This window comes from Pseudomonas sp. Rh2, assembly GCF_040762985.1.
GTDB lineage: Bacteria > Pseudomonadota > Gammaproteobacteria > Pseudomonadales > Pseudomonadaceae > Aquipseudomonas > Aquipseudomonas taiwanensis.
Genome location: NZ_CP142890.1, coordinates 3,540,573 through 3,556,379, shown reverse-complemented (window position 1 = coordinate 3,556,379; position 15,807 = coordinate 3,540,573). Strand labels below are relative to the sequence as shown.

22 protein-coding genes are annotated in these 15,807 nt (G+C 63.9%); 8 read left to right on the top strand and 14 right to left on the bottom strand.

Features of this window, described 5'->3' with window-relative positions:
• Window positions 1-161 precede the first annotated feature (161 nt).
• Together VXM67_RS16080 and VXM67_RS16075 are read left to right on the top strand one after the other, a co-directional pair.
• A complete protein-coding gene (locus VXM67_RS16080) occupies window positions 162-437 on the top strand; it encodes a DUF2790 domain-containing protein (protein WP_027906760.1) in 276 nt (91 codons plus the stop codon).
• Entirely contained in the window at window positions 427-963 is a 537-nt protein-coding gene (locus VXM67_RS16075; RefSeq protein ID WP_027906759.1) for a thioredoxin family protein, read from the top strand. Before VXM67_RS16080 ends, VXM67_RS16075 begins: the two co-directional genes overlap by 11 nt.
• Before the next feature lie 89 nt (window positions 964-1,052).
• On the opposite strand, the gene VXM67_RS16070 is transcribed toward VXM67_RS16075, so the two are convergent.
• From VXM67_RS16070 to VXM67_RS16060, 3 genes are all read right to left on the bottom strand, one after another.
• Window positions 1,053-1,901 carry a shikimate dehydrogenase gene (locus tag VXM67_RS16070; RefSeq protein ID WP_023381029.1) on the bottom strand — a complete coding sequence of 283 codons (849 nt, stop codon included), beginning with the start codon at window positions 1,899-1,901 and terminating at the stop codon, window positions 1,053-1,055.
• On the bottom strand, window positions 1,898-2,347 hold the full coding sequence (aroQ, locus tag VXM67_RS16065) for a type II 3-dehydroquinate dehydratase (RefSeq protein ID WP_023381028.1): 450 nt from the start codon (window positions 2,345-2,347) through the stop codon (window positions 1,898-1,900). The genes VXM67_RS16070 and aroQ overlap by 4 nt, the downstream gene beginning before the upstream one ends.
• 135 nt (window positions 2,348-2,482) lie before the next feature.
• Window positions 2,483-4,048 carry a winged helix-turn-helix domain-containing protein gene (locus VXM67_RS16060; protein WP_023381027.1) on the bottom strand — a complete coding sequence of 522 codons (1,566 nt, stop codon included), beginning with the start codon at window positions 4,046-4,048 and terminating at the stop codon, window positions 2,483-2,485.
• Window positions 4,049-4,289: 241 nt separating this feature from the next.
• Between VXM67_RS16060 and VXM67_RS16055 the strand changes: the two genes are divergently transcribed.
• Together VXM67_RS16055 and VXM67_RS16050 are read left to right on the top strand one after the other, a co-directional pair.
• Window positions 4,290-5,033 (top strand): SDR family oxidoreductase, encoded by a 744-nt coding sequence (locus tag VXM67_RS16055; RefSeq protein WP_104881615.1) that lies wholly within the window; start codon window positions 4,290-4,292, stop codon window positions 5,031-5,033.
• A gap of 37 nt (window positions 5,034-5,070) precedes the next feature.
• Window positions 5,071-5,484, top strand: coding sequence for a cupin domain-containing protein (locus VXM67_RS16050; RefSeq protein WP_023381025.1), 414 nt, complete (start codon window positions 5,071-5,073; stop codon window positions 5,482-5,484).
• A 3-nt stretch (window positions 5,485-5,487) separates the two neighbouring features.
• Here VXM67_RS16050 and VXM67_RS16045 read toward each other — a convergent pair whose 3' ends face one another.
• Entirely contained in the window at window positions 5,488-5,991 is a 504-nt protein-coding gene (locus VXM67_RS16045) for a CinA family protein (protein ID WP_104881616.1), read from the bottom strand.
• Between the two features lie 193 nt (window positions 5,992-6,184).
• Here VXM67_RS16045 and VXM67_RS16040 point away from each other — a divergent pair, with 193 nt between their 5' ends.
• Window positions 6,185-6,418 (top strand): PLD nuclease N-terminal domain-containing protein, encoded by a 234-nt coding sequence (locus VXM67_RS16040; protein WP_023381023.1) that lies wholly within the window; start codon window positions 6,185-6,187, stop codon window positions 6,416-6,418.
• 9 nt (window positions 6,419-6,427) lie between these two features.
• Window positions 6,428-6,589 (top strand): hypothetical protein, encoded by a 162-nt coding sequence (locus VXM67_RS16035; RefSeq protein WP_167332792.1) that lies wholly within the window; start codon window positions 6,428-6,430, stop codon window positions 6,587-6,589.
• A gap of 54 nt (window positions 6,590-6,643) precedes the next feature.
• Here the strand turns inward: VXM67_RS16035 and VXM67_RS16030 are convergent, their stop codons facing one another.
• The 9 genes from VXM67_RS16030 to ligD form a co-directional block, all read right to left on the bottom strand.
• Window positions 6,644-7,501 carry an SDR family oxidoreductase gene (locus VXM67_RS16030; protein ID WP_027906757.1) on the bottom strand — a complete coding sequence of 286 codons (858 nt, stop codon included), beginning with the start codon at window positions 7,499-7,501 and terminating at the stop codon, window positions 6,644-6,646.
• A gap of 134 nt (window positions 7,502-7,635) precedes the next feature.
• Window positions 7,636-8,049, bottom strand: coding sequence for a low affinity iron permease family protein (locus VXM67_RS16025; RefSeq protein ID WP_027906756.1), 414 nt, complete (start codon window positions 8,047-8,049; stop codon window positions 7,636-7,638).
• Window positions 8,050-8,183: 134 nt separating this feature from the next.
• Window positions 8,184-8,519, bottom strand: coding sequence for a stress-induced protein (locus VXM67_RS16020; RefSeq protein ID WP_367237158.1), 336 nt, complete (start codon window positions 8,517-8,519; stop codon window positions 8,184-8,186).
• Between the two features lie 173 nt (window positions 8,520-8,692).
• On the bottom strand, window positions 8,693-9,352 hold the full coding sequence (locus VXM67_RS16015; protein ID WP_023381019.1) for a glycosyltransferase: 660 nt from the start codon (window positions 9,350-9,352) through the stop codon (window positions 8,693-8,695).
• Window positions 9,349-9,948 (bottom strand): SAM-dependent methyltransferase, encoded by a 600-nt coding sequence (locus VXM67_RS16010; protein ID WP_023381018.1) that lies wholly within the window; start codon window positions 9,946-9,948, stop codon window positions 9,349-9,351. The genes VXM67_RS16015 and VXM67_RS16010 overlap by 4 nt, the downstream gene beginning before the upstream one ends.
• Before the next feature lie 9 nt (window positions 9,949-9,957).
• Window positions 9,958-10,713: a PIG-L deacetylase family protein gene (locus VXM67_RS16005; RefSeq protein WP_023381017.1), complete on the bottom strand. Its 756-nt coding sequence runs from the start codon at window positions 10,711-10,713 to the stop codon at window positions 9,958-9,960.
• Window positions 10,710-11,750 (bottom strand): acyl-CoA dehydrogenase, encoded by a 1,041-nt coding sequence (locus tag VXM67_RS16000; RefSeq protein ID WP_023381016.1) that lies wholly within the window; start codon window positions 11,748-11,750, stop codon window positions 10,710-10,712. The genes VXM67_RS16005 and VXM67_RS16000 overlap by 4 nt, the downstream gene beginning before the upstream one ends.
• Window positions 11,747-11,995, bottom strand: a complete 249-nt coding sequence (locus VXM67_RS15995) for a hypothetical protein (RefSeq protein WP_023381015.1) — start codon at window positions 11,993-11,995, stop codon at window positions 11,747-11,749. The genes VXM67_RS16000 and VXM67_RS15995 overlap by 4 nt, the downstream gene beginning before the upstream one ends.
• Window positions 11,995-14,463, bottom strand: coding sequence for a DNA ligase D (ligD, locus tag VXM67_RS15990; RefSeq protein WP_367237157.1), 2,469 nt, complete (start codon window positions 14,461-14,463; stop codon window positions 11,995-11,997). Before ligD ends, VXM67_RS15995 begins: the two co-directional genes overlap by 1 nt.
• A gap of 153 nt (window positions 14,464-14,616) precedes the next feature.
• Between ligD and VXM67_RS15985 the strand changes: the two genes are divergently transcribed.
• Both VXM67_RS15985 and VXM67_RS15980 read left to right on the top strand, forming a co-directional pair.
• On the top strand, window positions 14,617-15,078 hold the full coding sequence (locus tag VXM67_RS15985; protein ID WP_023381013.1) for a hypothetical protein: 462 nt from the start codon (window positions 14,617-14,619) through the stop codon (window positions 15,076-15,078).
• Window positions 15,078-15,308 (top strand): metallothionein, encoded by a 231-nt coding sequence (locus VXM67_RS15980; RefSeq protein ID WP_023381012.1) that lies wholly within the window; start codon window positions 15,078-15,080, stop codon window positions 15,306-15,308. The genes VXM67_RS15985 and VXM67_RS15980 overlap by 1 nt, the downstream gene beginning before the upstream one ends.
• Window positions 15,309-15,357: 49 nt before the next feature.
• Here VXM67_RS15980 and VXM67_RS15975 read toward each other — a convergent pair whose 3' ends face one another.
• On the bottom strand, window positions 15,358-15,786 hold the full coding sequence (locus VXM67_RS15975) for a hypothetical protein (RefSeq protein WP_023381011.1): 429 nt from the start codon (window positions 15,784-15,786) through the stop codon (window positions 15,358-15,360).
• Window positions 15,787-15,807: the final 21 nt, after the last annotated feature.

The following is a 15,807-nucleotide window of genomic DNA, read 5'->3' as shown; positions in this document are numbered from 1 at the left end:
ATTTTATCTGATTTTTCAATGCGTCACTGTACCGGACTCAGATACAGGAAGAGGCATATAGCAACGTGCAACGACACATCCAGGATACCTGGCAGCGGTGAAATGGCTCTCGACCGGGGAGCAACACTCCCCACACCTGAACGTTGCACAGGAGAGATGCCATGAACTTCAAGACCTTCGCCAGCGCCAGCCTGTTCGCCGTGCTGAGCCTCGGCACTATCGCCGCCCAGGCCGCCACGGCACCGATGAGCGATGCCGGTGTCATGCAGTACCGCTACGGCGACACGCTCGATATCAAGAAAGTGCTGTCGGTACAGGACGACCAGGGCAATGCCTGCGGCCTGGTGAACACCCGCATGGACTACCTCGATTCGAAAGGTCAGCAGCAGAGCGTGCAGTACCGTACGTACGCTACCGGCGGTTGCCATGAGAATTGATCGGCGCCACTGGCTGAAGATAGGCGGTGTGGCCCTGGCCTTGGTAGGCCTGGGCCTAGCCGCGAAGCCCTGGACCCATGACGATCTTGGGGCCATGCCGTCGCTGGCCGGTGCCAACCAGTGGCTCAACTCGCCACCGCTGGACGCCTCGGCGCTCAAGGGCAAGGTGGTGCTAGTGGATTTCTGGACCTGGGACTGCATCAACTGCCAGCGCAGCTTGCCGCATGTGAACGAATGGGCGCGCCAGTACGCCGACCAGGGGCTGGTCGTGGTGGGCGTACATACCCCGGAATACGACTACGAGCATGATGTGGGGACGCTCAAGTCGAAGGTTGCCAGCCTTGGTATCGAGTATCCGGTTGCGGTGGATAACGACTACAAGGTCTGGAATGCCTGGGGCAATCAGTTCTGGCCCGCCCATTATTTCGTCGATCGCAAGGGGCAGGTGCGGCATGTGCACTTTGGCGAGGGTGATTATGACGGTCAGGCGCGGGTGATCAGGGCGTTGCTGGATGAGAAGGGCTGATGGCAATGTGTCGGCTTTCATCGCCGGCAGCCGGCACCTACCGGGTTGGTGCGGGTGCCGGCTTGCCGACGATGAAGGGGGCGGCCGATTCAGCTGAAGCTGGCGAAATGCGCTTGCATCCGTCCCGCATCGGCCTGGCGCCCGGTGAACAGCTCAAAGGCCTTCACCGCCTGGAACACGGCCATGTTGCTGCCATCGAGCGTACGGCAGCCCAGCGCCCGTGCTGCGCGCAGCAGTTCGGTCTCCAGCGGGAAGTAAATGATTTCCGCCACCCACAGCCGCTCATGCAGTAGCTCTACAGGCAGTGGGGTGCCCGGCAACTTGGCCATGCCCACGGGCGTGGTATTCACCAGGCCATCGGCCTCGGCCAGCGCGCTAGCCAAGTCCGTACCTACCACCGCACGGCCCGCGCCGAAGTGCGCGTTGAGGTTGTCCACCAGCGCTTGTGCGCGGGCAGCATCGACCTCGAACAGCACCAGTCGCTCGACCCCTTCACCCAGCAGGGCATGGGCCACCGCCGATCCTGCACCACCGGCACCCATCTGCACCACCTGGCGTCGTGAGACGTCGGGCAACCCACGGCGCAGACCTTCGGCGAAGCCCAGGCAGTCGGTGTTGTGTCCCACCCGCTTGCCGTCCTTAAGCACCACGGTATTGACCGCGCCGATGCCGCGCGCTTCATCCGACAGCTCATCGAGCAGTGGCAGAATCGCCTGCTTGAACGGGTAGGTGATATTGAGGCCGGTGAAGCCTGTGAGTTGCGCCGCCTCAAGCAATTGCGCCAGCGCACTGTCCTGGACGTCCAGCTGGTCGGCGTCGATCAGGCGATACAGGTAACGCAGGGCTTGGGCATCACCTTCGTGCTCGTGCAGGGCAGGGGTGCGCGACAGTTGAATACCACGGCCGATCAGTCCGGCAAGGATGGCTTGCTGATTCATGCTGCCTGCTCCTGCAACAGTTCCGCGAAGTGACTCAGGGCCAGGCGATAGCCCTGGCTGCCAAGGCCACAGATCACACCGACGGCGATGGACGAGACGAATGAAATATGGCGGAACGGTTCGCGCTTGTGGACATTCGACAGGTGCACCTCGATTACCGGCAATTCGCTGGCGACCAAGGCGTCGCGGATAGCCACCGACGTGTGGGTCCAGGCGCCTGGATTGATCAGAATGCCGTTGCAGCGGCCACGGGCGGCATGAATCCAGTCGATCAGCTCACCTTCATGGTTGGTTTGGCGAAACTCCAGGTCCAGGCCCAGTTCCTGGGCGCTGTCAGCACAACCCTGGGCGAGGTCGGCGAGGGTTTCACGACCGTATTGGGCAGGTTCACGGGTGCCCAGCATGTTCAGGTTGGGGCCGTTGAGTACCAGGATGAGGGGCTTCATAGCAGCATCACTTTGTTGTTTTTGGATGTGCTTATGTTTGTACCAGGTGGTTAATTACGTCAATTCGAAGCGCTGCCTCGCGTGGAAAAGTGTGCGATTATCGAACCCCAAACGCGCGATGCCCTGATCGGGCGATCACTCTGGCAGCCCGGCTAGCCTCAGGCCCTCGGCAAACAGTGCCAAGTCCTCGTCGCGATGAATTGGCATCCACTGGCGCAACGCCGAAACCCGCAACCCAGGGTCCTGTTCGCGTAAGCGCAGCATGGCTTTGTACGCGCTGTCCATGCGCCCGCTGAGCGCATGGCTGGCGGCCAGCAGGGCCACCGCCGCAAGCAGGCTGGGCAGATTCCCCAGTGCCTTCTCCGCCCACTCCACCGCCTCGTCAAAGCGCCCGGCAAAGAAATGCGCCAACGACATGCCCACCTCCATGCGGAACATTTCGGGGTCCAGCGGGCTCAGCCGTGCCGCGTGGTTGAGGTTGTCGATGGCGGTCTGCGTCTCACCCCGCAGTACCCGCAGCATCCCGCCCAGGAACCAGGCAGGCGCCAGGTTGGGATTGAGCAGGCGCGCCCGATCGAGCAGGGCGATGCCACCGTCCAGGTCACCTGCCAGGTGCCCGAGGGCATGCCCACCGCGGGTGAGCGCCACGGCATCGTCGCGGCCAAGCTCCACGGCCAGGCGTGCCAGGCGCGCACCCTCGGCGATTTCCTGGGTACGATCACCCATCCAGCCGTTGAGCTTGCGCCAGAAGTAGCACCAGGCTGCCATGCCATAGGCCGAGGCGAAATCAGGGTCCCGTTCGATGGCCTGGTAGAACAAGGGCAGCGCCTGGTCGACGGCCTCGCGGGTGCCGTTGTGCAGCTTCGCCGTGCCGCGAAGGTAGTAATCGTAGGCGCACAGGCTGTCGGTCGGCTTGCGTTTGGCACGCTCGATCTCGGCCCGTTCCAGCTGTGGGGCGATGGCGCCCACCACGCTTTCAGCCATCTGGTCCTGCAGCTCGAACAGGTCGTCTAGCCGTCCCTCGAAACGCTCGGCCCACAGGTGCTCGCCGGTGGTGGCGTCGATCAGCTGGCCCGTGATGCGCAGCCGTTTGTCAGCCTTGCGCACGCTGCCTTCGAGGACGTAGCGCACGCCCAGGGCCTGGCCGACCTGTTGCACGTCGACACGCTGGCCCTTGAAGGTGAAGCTTGAGTTGCGGGCGATGACGAACAGCCAGCGGATGCGCGACAGGGCGGCGATGATGTCCTCGACCATGCCATCGGCGAAGTAGTCCTGTTCGGGGTCGCCGCTGAGGTTCTGGAACGGCAGCACCGTGATCGAGGGTTTCTCGGGGAGGCTGGGCCCGACAGGGGCGCTCACAGGCCCGGTGGGAACAGGCGCTTCGGTGCTGCAGGCTTCGCGGACCCGGGCCACGAAGCGGTAGCCCTTGCGCGGCACGGTGCGCAGCAGACGTTGTTCCTCACCGGTATCGCCGATGGCTTTGCGCACGGCATTGATATGGCTGGTGATGGTCGACTCGGAGACGATCTTGCCGTTCCACACGCGGGCCAGCAATTCATCGCGGCCCAGCACCCGGTCGCGGTGGCTGACCAGTTGCAGCAGCAGGTCGAACACCTGCGGGCCGATGGTCACGGCCTGTCCGCGCTGGGTCAGCTCCCGACGCTGCTCGTCGAGCACATAGTCGTCAAACTCGAATGGCACGTGATGTCCTCGCGCGCGCCCTAGGCTCGGTGTCCGAGGCGACTGTTCATGGGGTTGTTCGATGATACGGCAGCGCATCGCCGGCTGCACATGCTTGGGCGCGGTTTGAACGGTTTGGACGCAAATTCAAGCGTGCCTGGAGGCAAATCCAGCCTGCCAGCAAGGCTTTTGCCGCGGCGACGGCACACACTGCATGCCTGACGACGGCAAAGGTTGCGGTCGAGCACGCGGAGAGAGCGCCATGAAAATCGTGGTCATCGGAGGCACCGGTCTCATTGGTTCCAAGCTTGTCAACGGCCTGCGCGAGCGAGGCCATCAGGCCGTCGCCGCAGCACCGAGCACAGGGGTGAACAGCATCACCCGCGAGGGGCTGGCCGAAGCGATGAACGGGGCGGATGTGGTGGTGGATGTCGCCAACGCGCCGTCCTGGGAGGACCAGGCCGTACTCGCGTTCTTCGAGACGTCCACCCGTAACCTGTTGGCCGCCGAGAAGGCGGCAGGGGTCGGACACCATGTCGCGCTGTCGATCGTGGGCAGCGAGCGGTTGCCGGAAAACGGCTATTTCCGTGCCAAGGTCGCTCAAGAGGCGCTGATCGAGCAGTCTGGGGTGCCCTACACCGTGGTGCGCGCCACCCAGTTTTTCGAGTTCGTCGAAGGCATTGCCCAGTCGGGAGCGGTGGGTGAGGAGATTCGCCTGTCACCGGCACTGTTCCAACCCATGGCGGCGGACGATGTGGTTGAGGCGCTCACCGACGTCGCGCTGGCGGCGCCAGCCAATGGCACGCTGGAGATCGCCGGTCCCCAAGCCACTCCGCTGGATGAGTTGGTACGCCGTTTCCTGCGGCGCAAAGGCGATGCGCGCAAGGTGGTGGCGGACGTCCACGCACGCTACTTCGGCGCCGAACTCGATGACAAGTCGCTGACCCCTGGCAAGGGGGCGCGGCTTGGCAAGACACGCTTTGAAGACTGGCTGGCGCGCCAGTGAACCCATGCAACCCCTACCGAACAGAAGGAGCTTCGCCATGTTCAGTCGCACTCTCCTGGTCGCCGCGTTCACCGCGCTGACCCTCACCCCGGTACTGGCCGCCGAACGGCCGGTCAGTAAAGTCACCGTGGTCTTTGACCACCCACTGCCGAACGTGCCGGGCAAGAGCATGCGCGGGGTGATCGTCGATTATGCCCCGGGCGCCGCGTCCCCAGCCCACCGACACCCGAAATCCGCGTTCATCTATGCAACGGTGCTCGAAGGTGAAGTACGCAGCAGTGTGAATGGTGAACCAGCCAAGGTCTACAAACCCGGTGAAAACTGGTACGAGGCGCCAGGGGCGTTTCATGGTGTCAGCGCCAACGCCAGCGACAGCAAGCCCGCCAAGCTGATGGCCGTGTTCGTGCTCGACAGCAGCGAGACAGTGTTGGTGACGCCGAGCGAGAAGTAAGCCTCAGGCGCGCTCGCCGCGAAGCCAGCGCTGGTGGTAGTGCGCGAGCCGGGTCAGCCCGAATAGCGCGCCTTGCTGCATGACCTCGGAGCGATCTCCGAAGAACCGCTGGGTTCGTGTGAAAACAGCCACGGGTTCCCCGGCGAATGCCCAGGCAAAGCACAGGGTGCCTGGCGCAACACCGTCCTGTGGCTCGGGCCCGGCCACGCCAGTGGTGGCGATGACCACATTGGCGTCGCTGTCGCGCAGGGCGCCCAGGGCCATTTCCCATGCCACTGCCTCACTGGTGAGGCCGTATCGTTCGATGGTCCTGGGGGCGACGCCGAGCAAGCGTTTCTTGGCAGTCGGGGAATAGACCACATACCCGCTTTCGAGTACTTCTCCGGTGCCGGGCACTGCCGCTAACAAGGCCACCATGCAACCCGCCGTGCAGGACTCAGCTGTGGTCAGGATCAACCGATGATCCTTGAGATAGCCGAGCGTGGCCAATACAGGTTCGGTTTCCATCAGGGGATCGACTCGTCTGTTGTTGTGCGGTGGACGCCATCCAGGGCTATTTGGTTCAGCGTTCGTTGGCCCCGATCATCCCTTGCATACGGATCGGCCTGAACTTGTTGCCACTGGCGGCTTCCTCTGTGTAATAGGCAGCAATCGCTGCACAGCGATGCGGCCAGTTGCGCACAAAGAAGGAGAGCGCGCCATGAATGCCCCTGTGACTTACTTCTGGATTGCCGTCGCCGTGATCATCCTGCTGGTCGACCTCTGGGCAATCGTGAGTGTTTTTCGTAGCGACAAGTCAGATACGACCAAGGTGGTGTGGTCCTTGATTCTCGTGGCGCTGCCGATAGTCGGGCTCGCCCTCTGGGGCGTGGCCGGGCCGCGCGGAATCAAGCGCGGCACCGGACCAACGTCCCCCGAACACAGCAAGGGATAGGAGTGCAGCATGAGCAAGGCAGACCCGTCGCAAAACACTGACACCCAGCAAAACCCCAAAGGCGAGCAGGAGAGGGATAACGACGCACTACGTCCAGACGGCTCGACGGGTACCTCCCACGACTCCACCGCTCAGAAAGCCGCGCGTGGACAGGGTCGACCCAAACGCTGAAATGGGCCCTGTGGTTGGGTGGCAAGGCTCGCCGCAAAGGCGAGCCTGCGTTTCTCACAGGATCGGTTTACCCCCGGTGACAGCATAGCGCGACCCGCTGATGTAGCTGGCTTCATCCGAGCCAAGCAGCACGTAGATTGGTGCGACCTCGACAGGCTGACCTGGCCGCCCCATGGGATAGCCAGAACCGAAGTTCCTGACAGCTTCGTCCGGCATTGTGGCCGGGATCAGGGGCGTCCATATCGGGCCTGGGGCTACGCTGTTGACGCGAATCCCACGCTTGGCGAGCAGCTGCGCCAACCCAGCCGTGAAGTTGGCAATGGCACCCTTGGTGGTGGCATAGGGCAGTAGTTTTGGCGAGGGGTCGTCGGAGTTGACCGAGCTGGTATTGATGATCGAGCTGCCCTCGGGCATGGAAGGCAAGGCCGCCTGGCAAATTCGGAAGATGGCGGTGATGTTGGTGTCGAAGGTCTTCACCCACTCGTCATCGTCGATTTCTTCGAAGGTCTCGTGGGACATCTGGAACGCCGCGTTATTGACCAAGATATCGATTCGACCGAACTGCTTGACGGTCTTCTCGACGATGTCACGGCAAGTTTGCTTTTGGGACAGGTCTCCCGGCAGCAGCAGACATTGTCGACCGGCGTTCTCCACCCAGCGCGCGGTTTCCTTGGCGTCTTCGTGTTCGTCGAGATACGCGAGGGCAACGTCGGCGCCTTCGCGGGCATAGGCGATGGCCACAGCCCGGCCAATACCGCTATCGGCTCCGGTGATCAACGCCACCTTCCCGCTCAGTCTATCGTGACCGGTATAGGACTGCTCGCCACAGTCGGGATACGGGTCCATTTTTCGTTGCGAACCTGGCACGTTTTGCGGTTGGGAGGGAAAGGGGGGAGTAGGGTAGGGGTGCATGGTAAAAACTCCTGCGGTTGAGAAGGCTCATACCTGTTCGAAACACCGGCCCGCGGCGCGTTGGCTCCGATGTGCAGTCGACTCGACGAGTGGTACTCCCCCGGCCGCCGGCTACAGCGCGACGGCGCCTGGGATCAGCGCTGCGCGTCGTCGCCAGCTGCATCCCGGGGTGGCGCCTCAGGGCTGTCTGTTTCGTTTTCACCCTGGCAGCCCATGGCCTGGTAAGCTTCGCGCAGCTTGTGGATCTGCCGGTTGTCCAGGTCCTCGAGGTCCAGCACCGAGCGTTGAGCCGATTTCGTGGCGCGGATGAGCTCGTCGAGCTTCACATGAATGATGTCGTTGTCGCGGTTTTGGGTGTTCTGGATAAGAAAGACCATCAGGAAGGTAATGATCGTCGTCGACGTATTGACGATCAGTTGCCAGGTATCGTTGTAGTGAAACCATGGTCCGGTTGCAGCCCACAGGGCGATCAGCAATAGAGCGGTGAAGAAGGTGCTCGGTTTACCGGCATGGTGGGAAAGCCATTGGCAGAACTGCGCGAATTTCATGGTGTTGACTCCACGAGGATCTACAGAATCTGACCTCCGTGGGAGCGCTGAGTCTTATTTTTCGGACTGTGCGGCGATGGCATGTCATGCGTAGGCCCAGAGCCAAGGCGATCCTTCGCCTCGGCCTACGTGGTTTAGCGGTTGTCGTCGGTCATGCCGCTGTCTTCGTCCTGGACGGTTTGTGAGTTGTCGTCCATGTCCTGGGGACGGCGATTGTCGGATTGGGTGTCGGCCCCATGCCCACCTTTTGCGCCTTGCTGATTCGCACCGCTCGCACGCTCAAGGTCGCCACGCGGTTTGTCCTCCCACGATCCCTGGCCGCCCTGCTGCCGCTCCTCAGGCCTGCCTCCGGTCGTTTGGCCACCTTTTTGTCCTGCCTCGGACGTGCGGCCAGGGTCGTTGGGGCGGCTGCCCTGGGCGTTCTGGGAGGTACCACCTTGCTGTCCACTTTTATCTTGTTCGTTAGCCATGGTCTTGAACCTCGTTTGTTCACACAGAAAAGACTGTGTTTACGTGTGAGATCAGGCAGCAGGCGATTGCTCCACTCACTTTCGAACGAGCAGACAGGGTGCACGAAATACCCAGCGCTCAATGGGTTGCGTCGTAAAAGCCGGGGTCTTGCGCAGACCCTGGCGCGCCGTCATCACAGCTGACGTTCCAAGCGAGTGAGGTAGTCGGCGAAGCCGCCCTTCGCCCGGCCATCCCGCCGGCTGCTGGTCGCCACGCTGTGTTCTGCGGTCCAGACGATCTGCGCGCCACTGGCTTCCAGCGCCAGCACCAACTGCACATCCTCATGGGCCGGTAGCGGTTGGAAACCGCCGACGTGCTGATAGGCCTCGGTACACACGCCGAGGTTGGCTCCGTGAATATGCCGATGACCCTCCAGGGCCTGGTAGCCGCTACGGTACAGCTCGCGCAGCGCGTGACTGTGCCAGGGGTGCCAGCGCTCGATGTGCACCGTGCCGCAGACCACATCGGCATGCCATTGCAGTTGCGACACCAGCCAGTGCTCCGGAACGCGGCTGTCGGCATCGGTGAATGCCAGCCAGCGGGCGCCCCGGGCGATCATCCGCGCCGCGCCCGCTCGCCGGGCAATGCCGACATTACCGGCTTGCAGTGCAAGGGTTTGCACGCCATGGCGGTGGGCGATAAGCGCACTGGTGTCGCTGCAGCGGTCCAGCACCACCAGCACCTCAACGGCAAGTCCAGCCGCTTCAGCGCGTGCAGCCGCAGCCTTGATCGCCCTTAGGCAGCGTCCCAGGCGCCGGGCCTCGTTGTGGGCGGGTACAATGACGGCGATCATTGGCAGCGCTCTTGCAGGTCCACCACGCTGGGCTGGCATGACCAGTATTCGAGCAGAAAGTCCGCCTCTTCGTGGCGCACCAGGGGGTAGAGCGGTAGGTGACGGGCCAGCAGGGCGTGTACCTCGCGACCATCTTGCGGACAACCGGCGATAGGATGGCGCCAGTGGCAGGCGAGCAACCCCCCCTCGTTGGCAAGGCTCGCCACCGATTGTTCGATCACTTGCAGCCAGTCGGTCGGGTCTAGGTAGTAGCCGATCTCGCTCAGTACCACCAGGTCGAATGTCCCGCCTGGCCAGTCGCCCGGCAAGTGCCCCTGTTCGACCAGGGCGTGGGGTGCGCCCGTCAGGCGATGGCGAGCCAGGGATACGGCGGTGCTGTCGATGTCCTGGCACAGCAGGCTGGCGCAGCGTTCGGCCAACAGCACGCTGAGCTCGCCGTTGGCGCAGGCCGGTTCGAAGATGCGCGCGTAGCACTGGCGAGGCAGGCAGGCCATCACCAGGTCACGCTTGCGGCGCTCGTACCAGCGGGTGCGGAAGGCCCATGGGTCATCGCTGGCGGCATACAACTCGGCGAAGTACTGCGCGTCGAGGCTCATGGCGACTCCTTATAGGAAAAGCAGTTCAAAGGGTTGCAGTAGGCATGTCTGCAAAGGCGCTGGCAGCACTGGAGGACGATCGCCATCGGGCTGCAGTTGGCTGGCGTGCGCGGCCAAGGCCTCCCGCTTGCGTGCCAGGCGTGCTTCGTCCACCTGCAGGCGATGCGCCCGAGGCCAGGGCAGGCGAGGGTCGTCAGGCTCGGCCCAGTGCCAGGCCCACACCGGCGCTTCGGCCAGTTGTGCCCGGCGCGACAGGGCCGCCCGCGCACCGGCGCGGCCAGCGGCCTCATGGTCGCAGTGGCCGTCGCCGCGCCAGGTGGTCAGCAACAGGTCGTCGGGTTCCAGTAGCTGCTCCAGGTGGTTGACCAGGAAGGCTTCATCGCGCGGCAGGGCTCCGTCCTTGAGGTTGAGCCGTCGCCAGTCAAGGCGGGTGAGGTCCAGGTCCAGGTGCTGCAAGGCATGTCGACTCTCCAGCGGGCGCTGGTGACGCAAGCGGTGCTCGGTCCAGTACGCGGAATCGCGGTGGCTGCCCTCACCATTGGTGGCGGATATCAGCACCAGCTCGTTTTCGCGCCCGCGAAAGCTCGCCAGCAGCCCGCCCGCCATGAGGATTTCGTCGTCTGGATGCGGCGCCAGCAGCACCAGGCGCCGGCCAGGAGGGCACAGCTGCTCGGGCGTCAGCCAGCTCGCGCGTGCCAGGTGCGCGGAATGCTGCCATTCACTCCACGGCGTGCCGGAGGCTGCCTGAATCAAGTTTTCGCTCATAAGTGCCATGCTCCTGGCGGAAGGTGGGTCACTTGCCGGCCCAATTCGGCCAAGTCTCGTTCGGCGTGGCTTTGACGCAGGTAGACCGGGAGGTCCGCGCTGAGCCGGGCGAAGTGGCTGCTATGACAGAACGGCGTAGCGCCCAGTGCCCGGCCAACGTGGTGAATGACCTGTTCGACCGCCTGCTCGACCTGGGCGCGGGTACGGCGCACCTCGACGCTGGCGTCGGCCTGGGGGTGCCTGTCTATCCAGGCCGCGCATTCGCGAAGCGCGGCGCGGGCCCCCTGCAAGGCGGCATCGACCGCTCCCAGGTGAGCGTCGGCGTGCGGATCGGGCCGAGGCTTGCGGCACTGTTCGCGCAGGTACTCGGCCAGCGCCTCGGCCGCACCGTACCAACAGGCCGCGATGCCTGCGCCGCCGTGCCAGAAGCCCGGTCGCGACAGGTATTGACCCGGCAAGCCGACGGCCAGCCCCGGCGAGTCGTCGAATGTGACGGTGACACTGGCGGTATGGGCCATGCCCACGGCTTGCCAGTGATCGGCCTGAACCTGCTGGCTGGGGTGCGCCATCTCGATGACGACCAGCTGTGGCTGGTCGTGTGCCCAGGCGGTGATCAGCGCACGGTCGATTTGCAGCGCGCCCGAACACCAGGCCTTGCGTCCTTGCAGGCGTACCTGATCGCCAGTGCGCTGGACGATGTGGGTCCGGGCATTCGGCGGTTCGGCCGCCCAAACGCCCCAGATGCCCATTTGCGTAAGCTGCGCCGCGCCACATTCGGCAAGGATCGCCAGGGCATCGGTATGGCCTTCGTAGAGTTTCGCCAGACCTAGATCGCAAGCCGCCACCCGCGCCAGGGCTTGCCAGCGTTGCAGGGTCTTGCCTTGGCCTGGGAGCGGCAGCAAGTCCAGGTGGTCGGCCTGCAAGGCATGCAACAGCGCTGGCAGCGAGCCTGCCAGGTCGATAGGGCGCGGTCGTGCGCCGAAGCGCTGCAGCAGCCGGTCGAGATGGCCTGGGTCGAAATCCGGGTCGAGACTCATGGGCTGCTCCCTCCTTGCACATTCTTCTTCCACCCCCGCAGGTTCATGGCGCACAGACAGAACTGCAGGACGATCAATGCCCAGGCTTGCACCTGCCAGCCCCATGCCACCCAGAGCACGTTGCTGCCAATGAAGCAGCAGAATCCCATGCGTCGCCGACGGGGTTGGCGCGAGCCGATGCACCAGGCCGCTGCGAGCGTGAGCAGCATCGCCGGCCATTGCAGCAGGTCGATCAGCCCCCCCATCAAGCGAGCCCCAGTTGCTTGCACATGCGTGCGGTGATCGACTGCCGGGTCTTGCTCATCTCGGCCCACGGGTCGTCCACCTGCGCCAGCCGTTCGTGCAGGTTGCCGATGTTCCATTGGTTGGCCCCCTTGAGCTGCGTCAATTCCTCGCGCCAGATCGGTACCGACACCGGCAGGCCTTCGCGCGCGCGCAGCGAATAGGCGGCCACGGTGGTGGCGCCTTTGCCGTTGCGCAGGTAGTCGATGAAGATCTTACCCACCCTGTTTTTGGGCCCGGACACGGCGCTGAGCCGATCCGGGAAGAGGTTCGCCATGTGTTCGACGATAGCGTGACTGAACTCCTTCACGTGCTCCCATCCGGCTCTGCGGGTCAGCGGCACGACCAGGTGCATGCCCTTGCCGCCACTGGTCTTGAGGAACGTCTTCAGGCCCAACTCATCGAGCAGGGTGAGGGTCAGCTGGGTGGCCTCGAGCATGGCTTTCCACGGCAGTGCCGGGTCAGGGTCCAGGTCCAGGACGAAGCGGTCGGGGCGGTCGAAGTCCTTGTCGGTGGCGTTCCAGGTGTGAAGTTCCAGCATGTTCATCTGCACCGCTCCCAGCAGGCTGTCGGCGCGGTTGAGCACCATCGCCGCCTGGCCGGCTTCGGCCTTGCTGTAGCTGACGACATGGGGAATGTGCAACTGACCGGCGTTCTTCTGAAAGAACAATTCACCGTCAAGACCGTCCGGTGCGCGAACCAGCGCAACGGGACGGTCCTTGAGTTGTGGCAGCAGCCAGTCGGCGACCTGTGCGTAGTACTGCGCGATCTGGCGTTTGGTGGTGCCGCTGGTCGGGTCGATGACACGTTCGGGGTGGGTGAGGCGTAATTTGCCCAGCCCGTTCGGCTGAGCCGTCGTTGCGGTCTTGGCGGGCACGGCGCGCTCCAGGTCGATGGCGGTTGCAGGCTTGTCGTCGCGCAGGCCGTGGAATACCGAGTGGCGCACGATGCCGCTGCGGGTCATCTGGGCGTAGGCGACCTCGGCCAGCAGGCGCGGTTTTAGCCAGTGCACGCCGCGGGCATCGGCCCCGGTCGGCGGCTTGGGCAAGGGTGGCGTGGCGGTCTGAAGTGGTTTCAGACGGTCGCGGATGCTCGCCAGGGTGGCGGCGCTGAAACCGGTGCCTACCTTGCCGGCGTAGCGCAACTGGCCGCTGTCTTTGTCGTGCAGGGCCAGCAGCAGGGCGCCGAAGCCGTGACGGCTGCCTTTGGGATCGGTGTAGCCAACGATCACGAATTCCTGGCGCTGCTTGCACTTGAGCTTGATCCAGTCGCTGCTGCGCCGGCTCATGTAGACGCTGTCGGCACGTTTGCCGATCAGGCCTTCCAGTCCGAGCCGGCAGGCGCTGGCGAGCAGTGAGTCGACCGGTTGGTTGAAGTCCTCGGAAAACTTAAGCGTGTCCGATGTGTTGTGCTCAAGCAGTTTGGCCAGGGTTGCCCGGCGGTCTTGCACGGGCAGTTCACGCAGGTCCTTGCCGCTCAGGTACAGCAAGTCGAACAGGTAATAGGTGATGTTGTCGTCGTGTTCGGTGTCGAAGGCGTTCTGCAGGGCCTGGAAGTCGGTGCCGCCGTTCTCGTCGACCACTACCATCTCGCCATCCAGCCAGGCCGAATCGAGCCCGAGCGCCTTGAGTGCCTCGACCTGGCGCGATAGCTTGGCGCTCCAGTCGTGACCATTGCGGGTGAACAGGCGCACATCGTCTGCGTCGATGCGGGCCAGGATGCGGTAGCCATCGAACTTCACTTCATAGTGCCAGTCGCCGCTGGGAGGCGAATCGACCAGGGTGGCCAACTGGGGTTGAAGCTTGTCCGGCAGGGCGCTGGGTTTGGCCTTGCGCCTGGGCTTGGCGGGTCTGGCGTTGGTCGGGCGCCGCGGCAGCAGGGTACGGTCGCTGAGCACGCTGTCCGGCAGGGCCTCGACGATGCTGTAATCGGCTTCGCTGCGGGCCTGGTCGTCATGGGACTTGACCAGCATCCACTGCTCTTTCTTGCCGGCCAGATGGGTGCGGAACAGGTTCCAGACACCCGACAGCTTCTCGCCTTGCAGGGCAAAGCGCAGCTTGCCTTTGGCATAGGCTTCGCGCGGGTCGCCCTCGGGCTCCCAGATGCCCCGATCCCAGACGATCACGTCCCCGGCACCGTAGTGTCCCTCGGGGATGTGGCCTTCGAAATTGGCGTAGTCCAGCGGGTGATCCTCCACATGCACAGCCAGGCGCCGGACCTTGGGGTCGAGTGAGGGGCCCTTGGGGATCGCCCAGCTTTTCAAGGTGCCATCGAGTTCCAGGCGAAAGTCATAATGCAGGTGGCTGGCGTCATGCTTCTGAATGCAGTACTGCAGCCCATGGGCGGGGCGTGCGCGTGCGCGCTTGCCAGCCGGCTCGGGGGTGGCGTTGAAGTCGCGCTTGCGCTGGTACTCCTGCAGGGGCTTGGCCATGGCGGGCTCCGAAACGATTCGCGGGTCTCTAGAGTGGGAGAGGGCGCAGGAACGGGGAGTTCCAAAAAAAGCGAGGCGCGCACAGCCAGAAACTCTGAATCATTTACCCATGAGGGTAGTCGACCGAATGAAGCCCACAGACGGAGAACCCTCATGGCTACACCCGATGACCCAAGACCTCAGGTCGAAATAGACGACACCGAAGACCGTATGGGCAGTGTCCATGAACTGGATTTCAGCGAGCGCCGCGATGAGCGCAGGGGTCGCATCGGCGACGAGCGTCCGGCGCGGGAGGTGCACGAGGACTATCCGCCCCGGCGCGTCGCCGAAAGCGGCATGACCGGTGGCGAAGCCCTCAGTGACAGCCTGCACGAGGACAATGTCACCCTCGATGACCTGAGCCCCGATACGCTGCTGGACGAAACTGGCGCCCGCGATCCCCATGAGCCGGGGACGGGGGGCGGCCCGGCGGACAAGACCTTGCGTCAGGTCCAGGCCCATGAAATTGGCGGTGGCATTGGTTTGGACGAGGCTGAACTGGCGCGCTCGGCACCCTTGGACGGCGAGCCGTGGACCGATGAAGTCACACCTGAAGACGACCGGAGAGCGCCCTGATGAACGAGCAACGCTGTTCCTGCAACCCTTGTTCCTGCACCGTCGACGCCAATGCCGTGGTCCAGGATGGCAAGGCCTACTGCTGTGAAGCGTGCGCGACGGGTCACCGTAACGGTGAGCCTTGCCGCGTGGCCGAATGCAAATGTGGCGAAGCCACCCAGCCCAAGGAAAGCAGCGTCGATAACGCCCTGGATGAAACCTTCCCGGCGAGCGACCCGATCTCACCTTGAGGCGCGGCGCGGGGCAAGCCGTGTACCGGTTCGCCCCGCCCTGATCACCTCAGTGAGTCTGCCAGATACCATTGTTGCGCTCGCAGTCACTGCGCGCCTGGCCAAGGCTTGGGGTGTCGTAGTAGTAGGTGATGATCCGCGCATCCTTCGGCACCTGCGGGCGGGTCGAGGGTTCATCGCGCCCCGCGGCGTCCGGGTTGGCCAAGGTCTCCTGAGTCAGCGGCGCGATGCAACTGCCAACGCTGCCGTCGCTGCAGCGCTCGACCTTGCGCTTCTGGCTGTTGAGCATTTCCTTGCTTTCATTGCTGCAAGACCAGGCAATCGCTTCGGAAGGCATGTTGCCGAAGGTGTAGCAGGTACGTTGTTGCACCGGTTTGACCGCTTCGCTGGAAGACCGGGTGACCACCTCGCAGCCTTCGGCCAGCGCATCTCCGCTGGCCAGGGCGCCCAGCAGTGCCACACACAATAAGCATCGCATGATGTACCTCCCGGGCCAGAC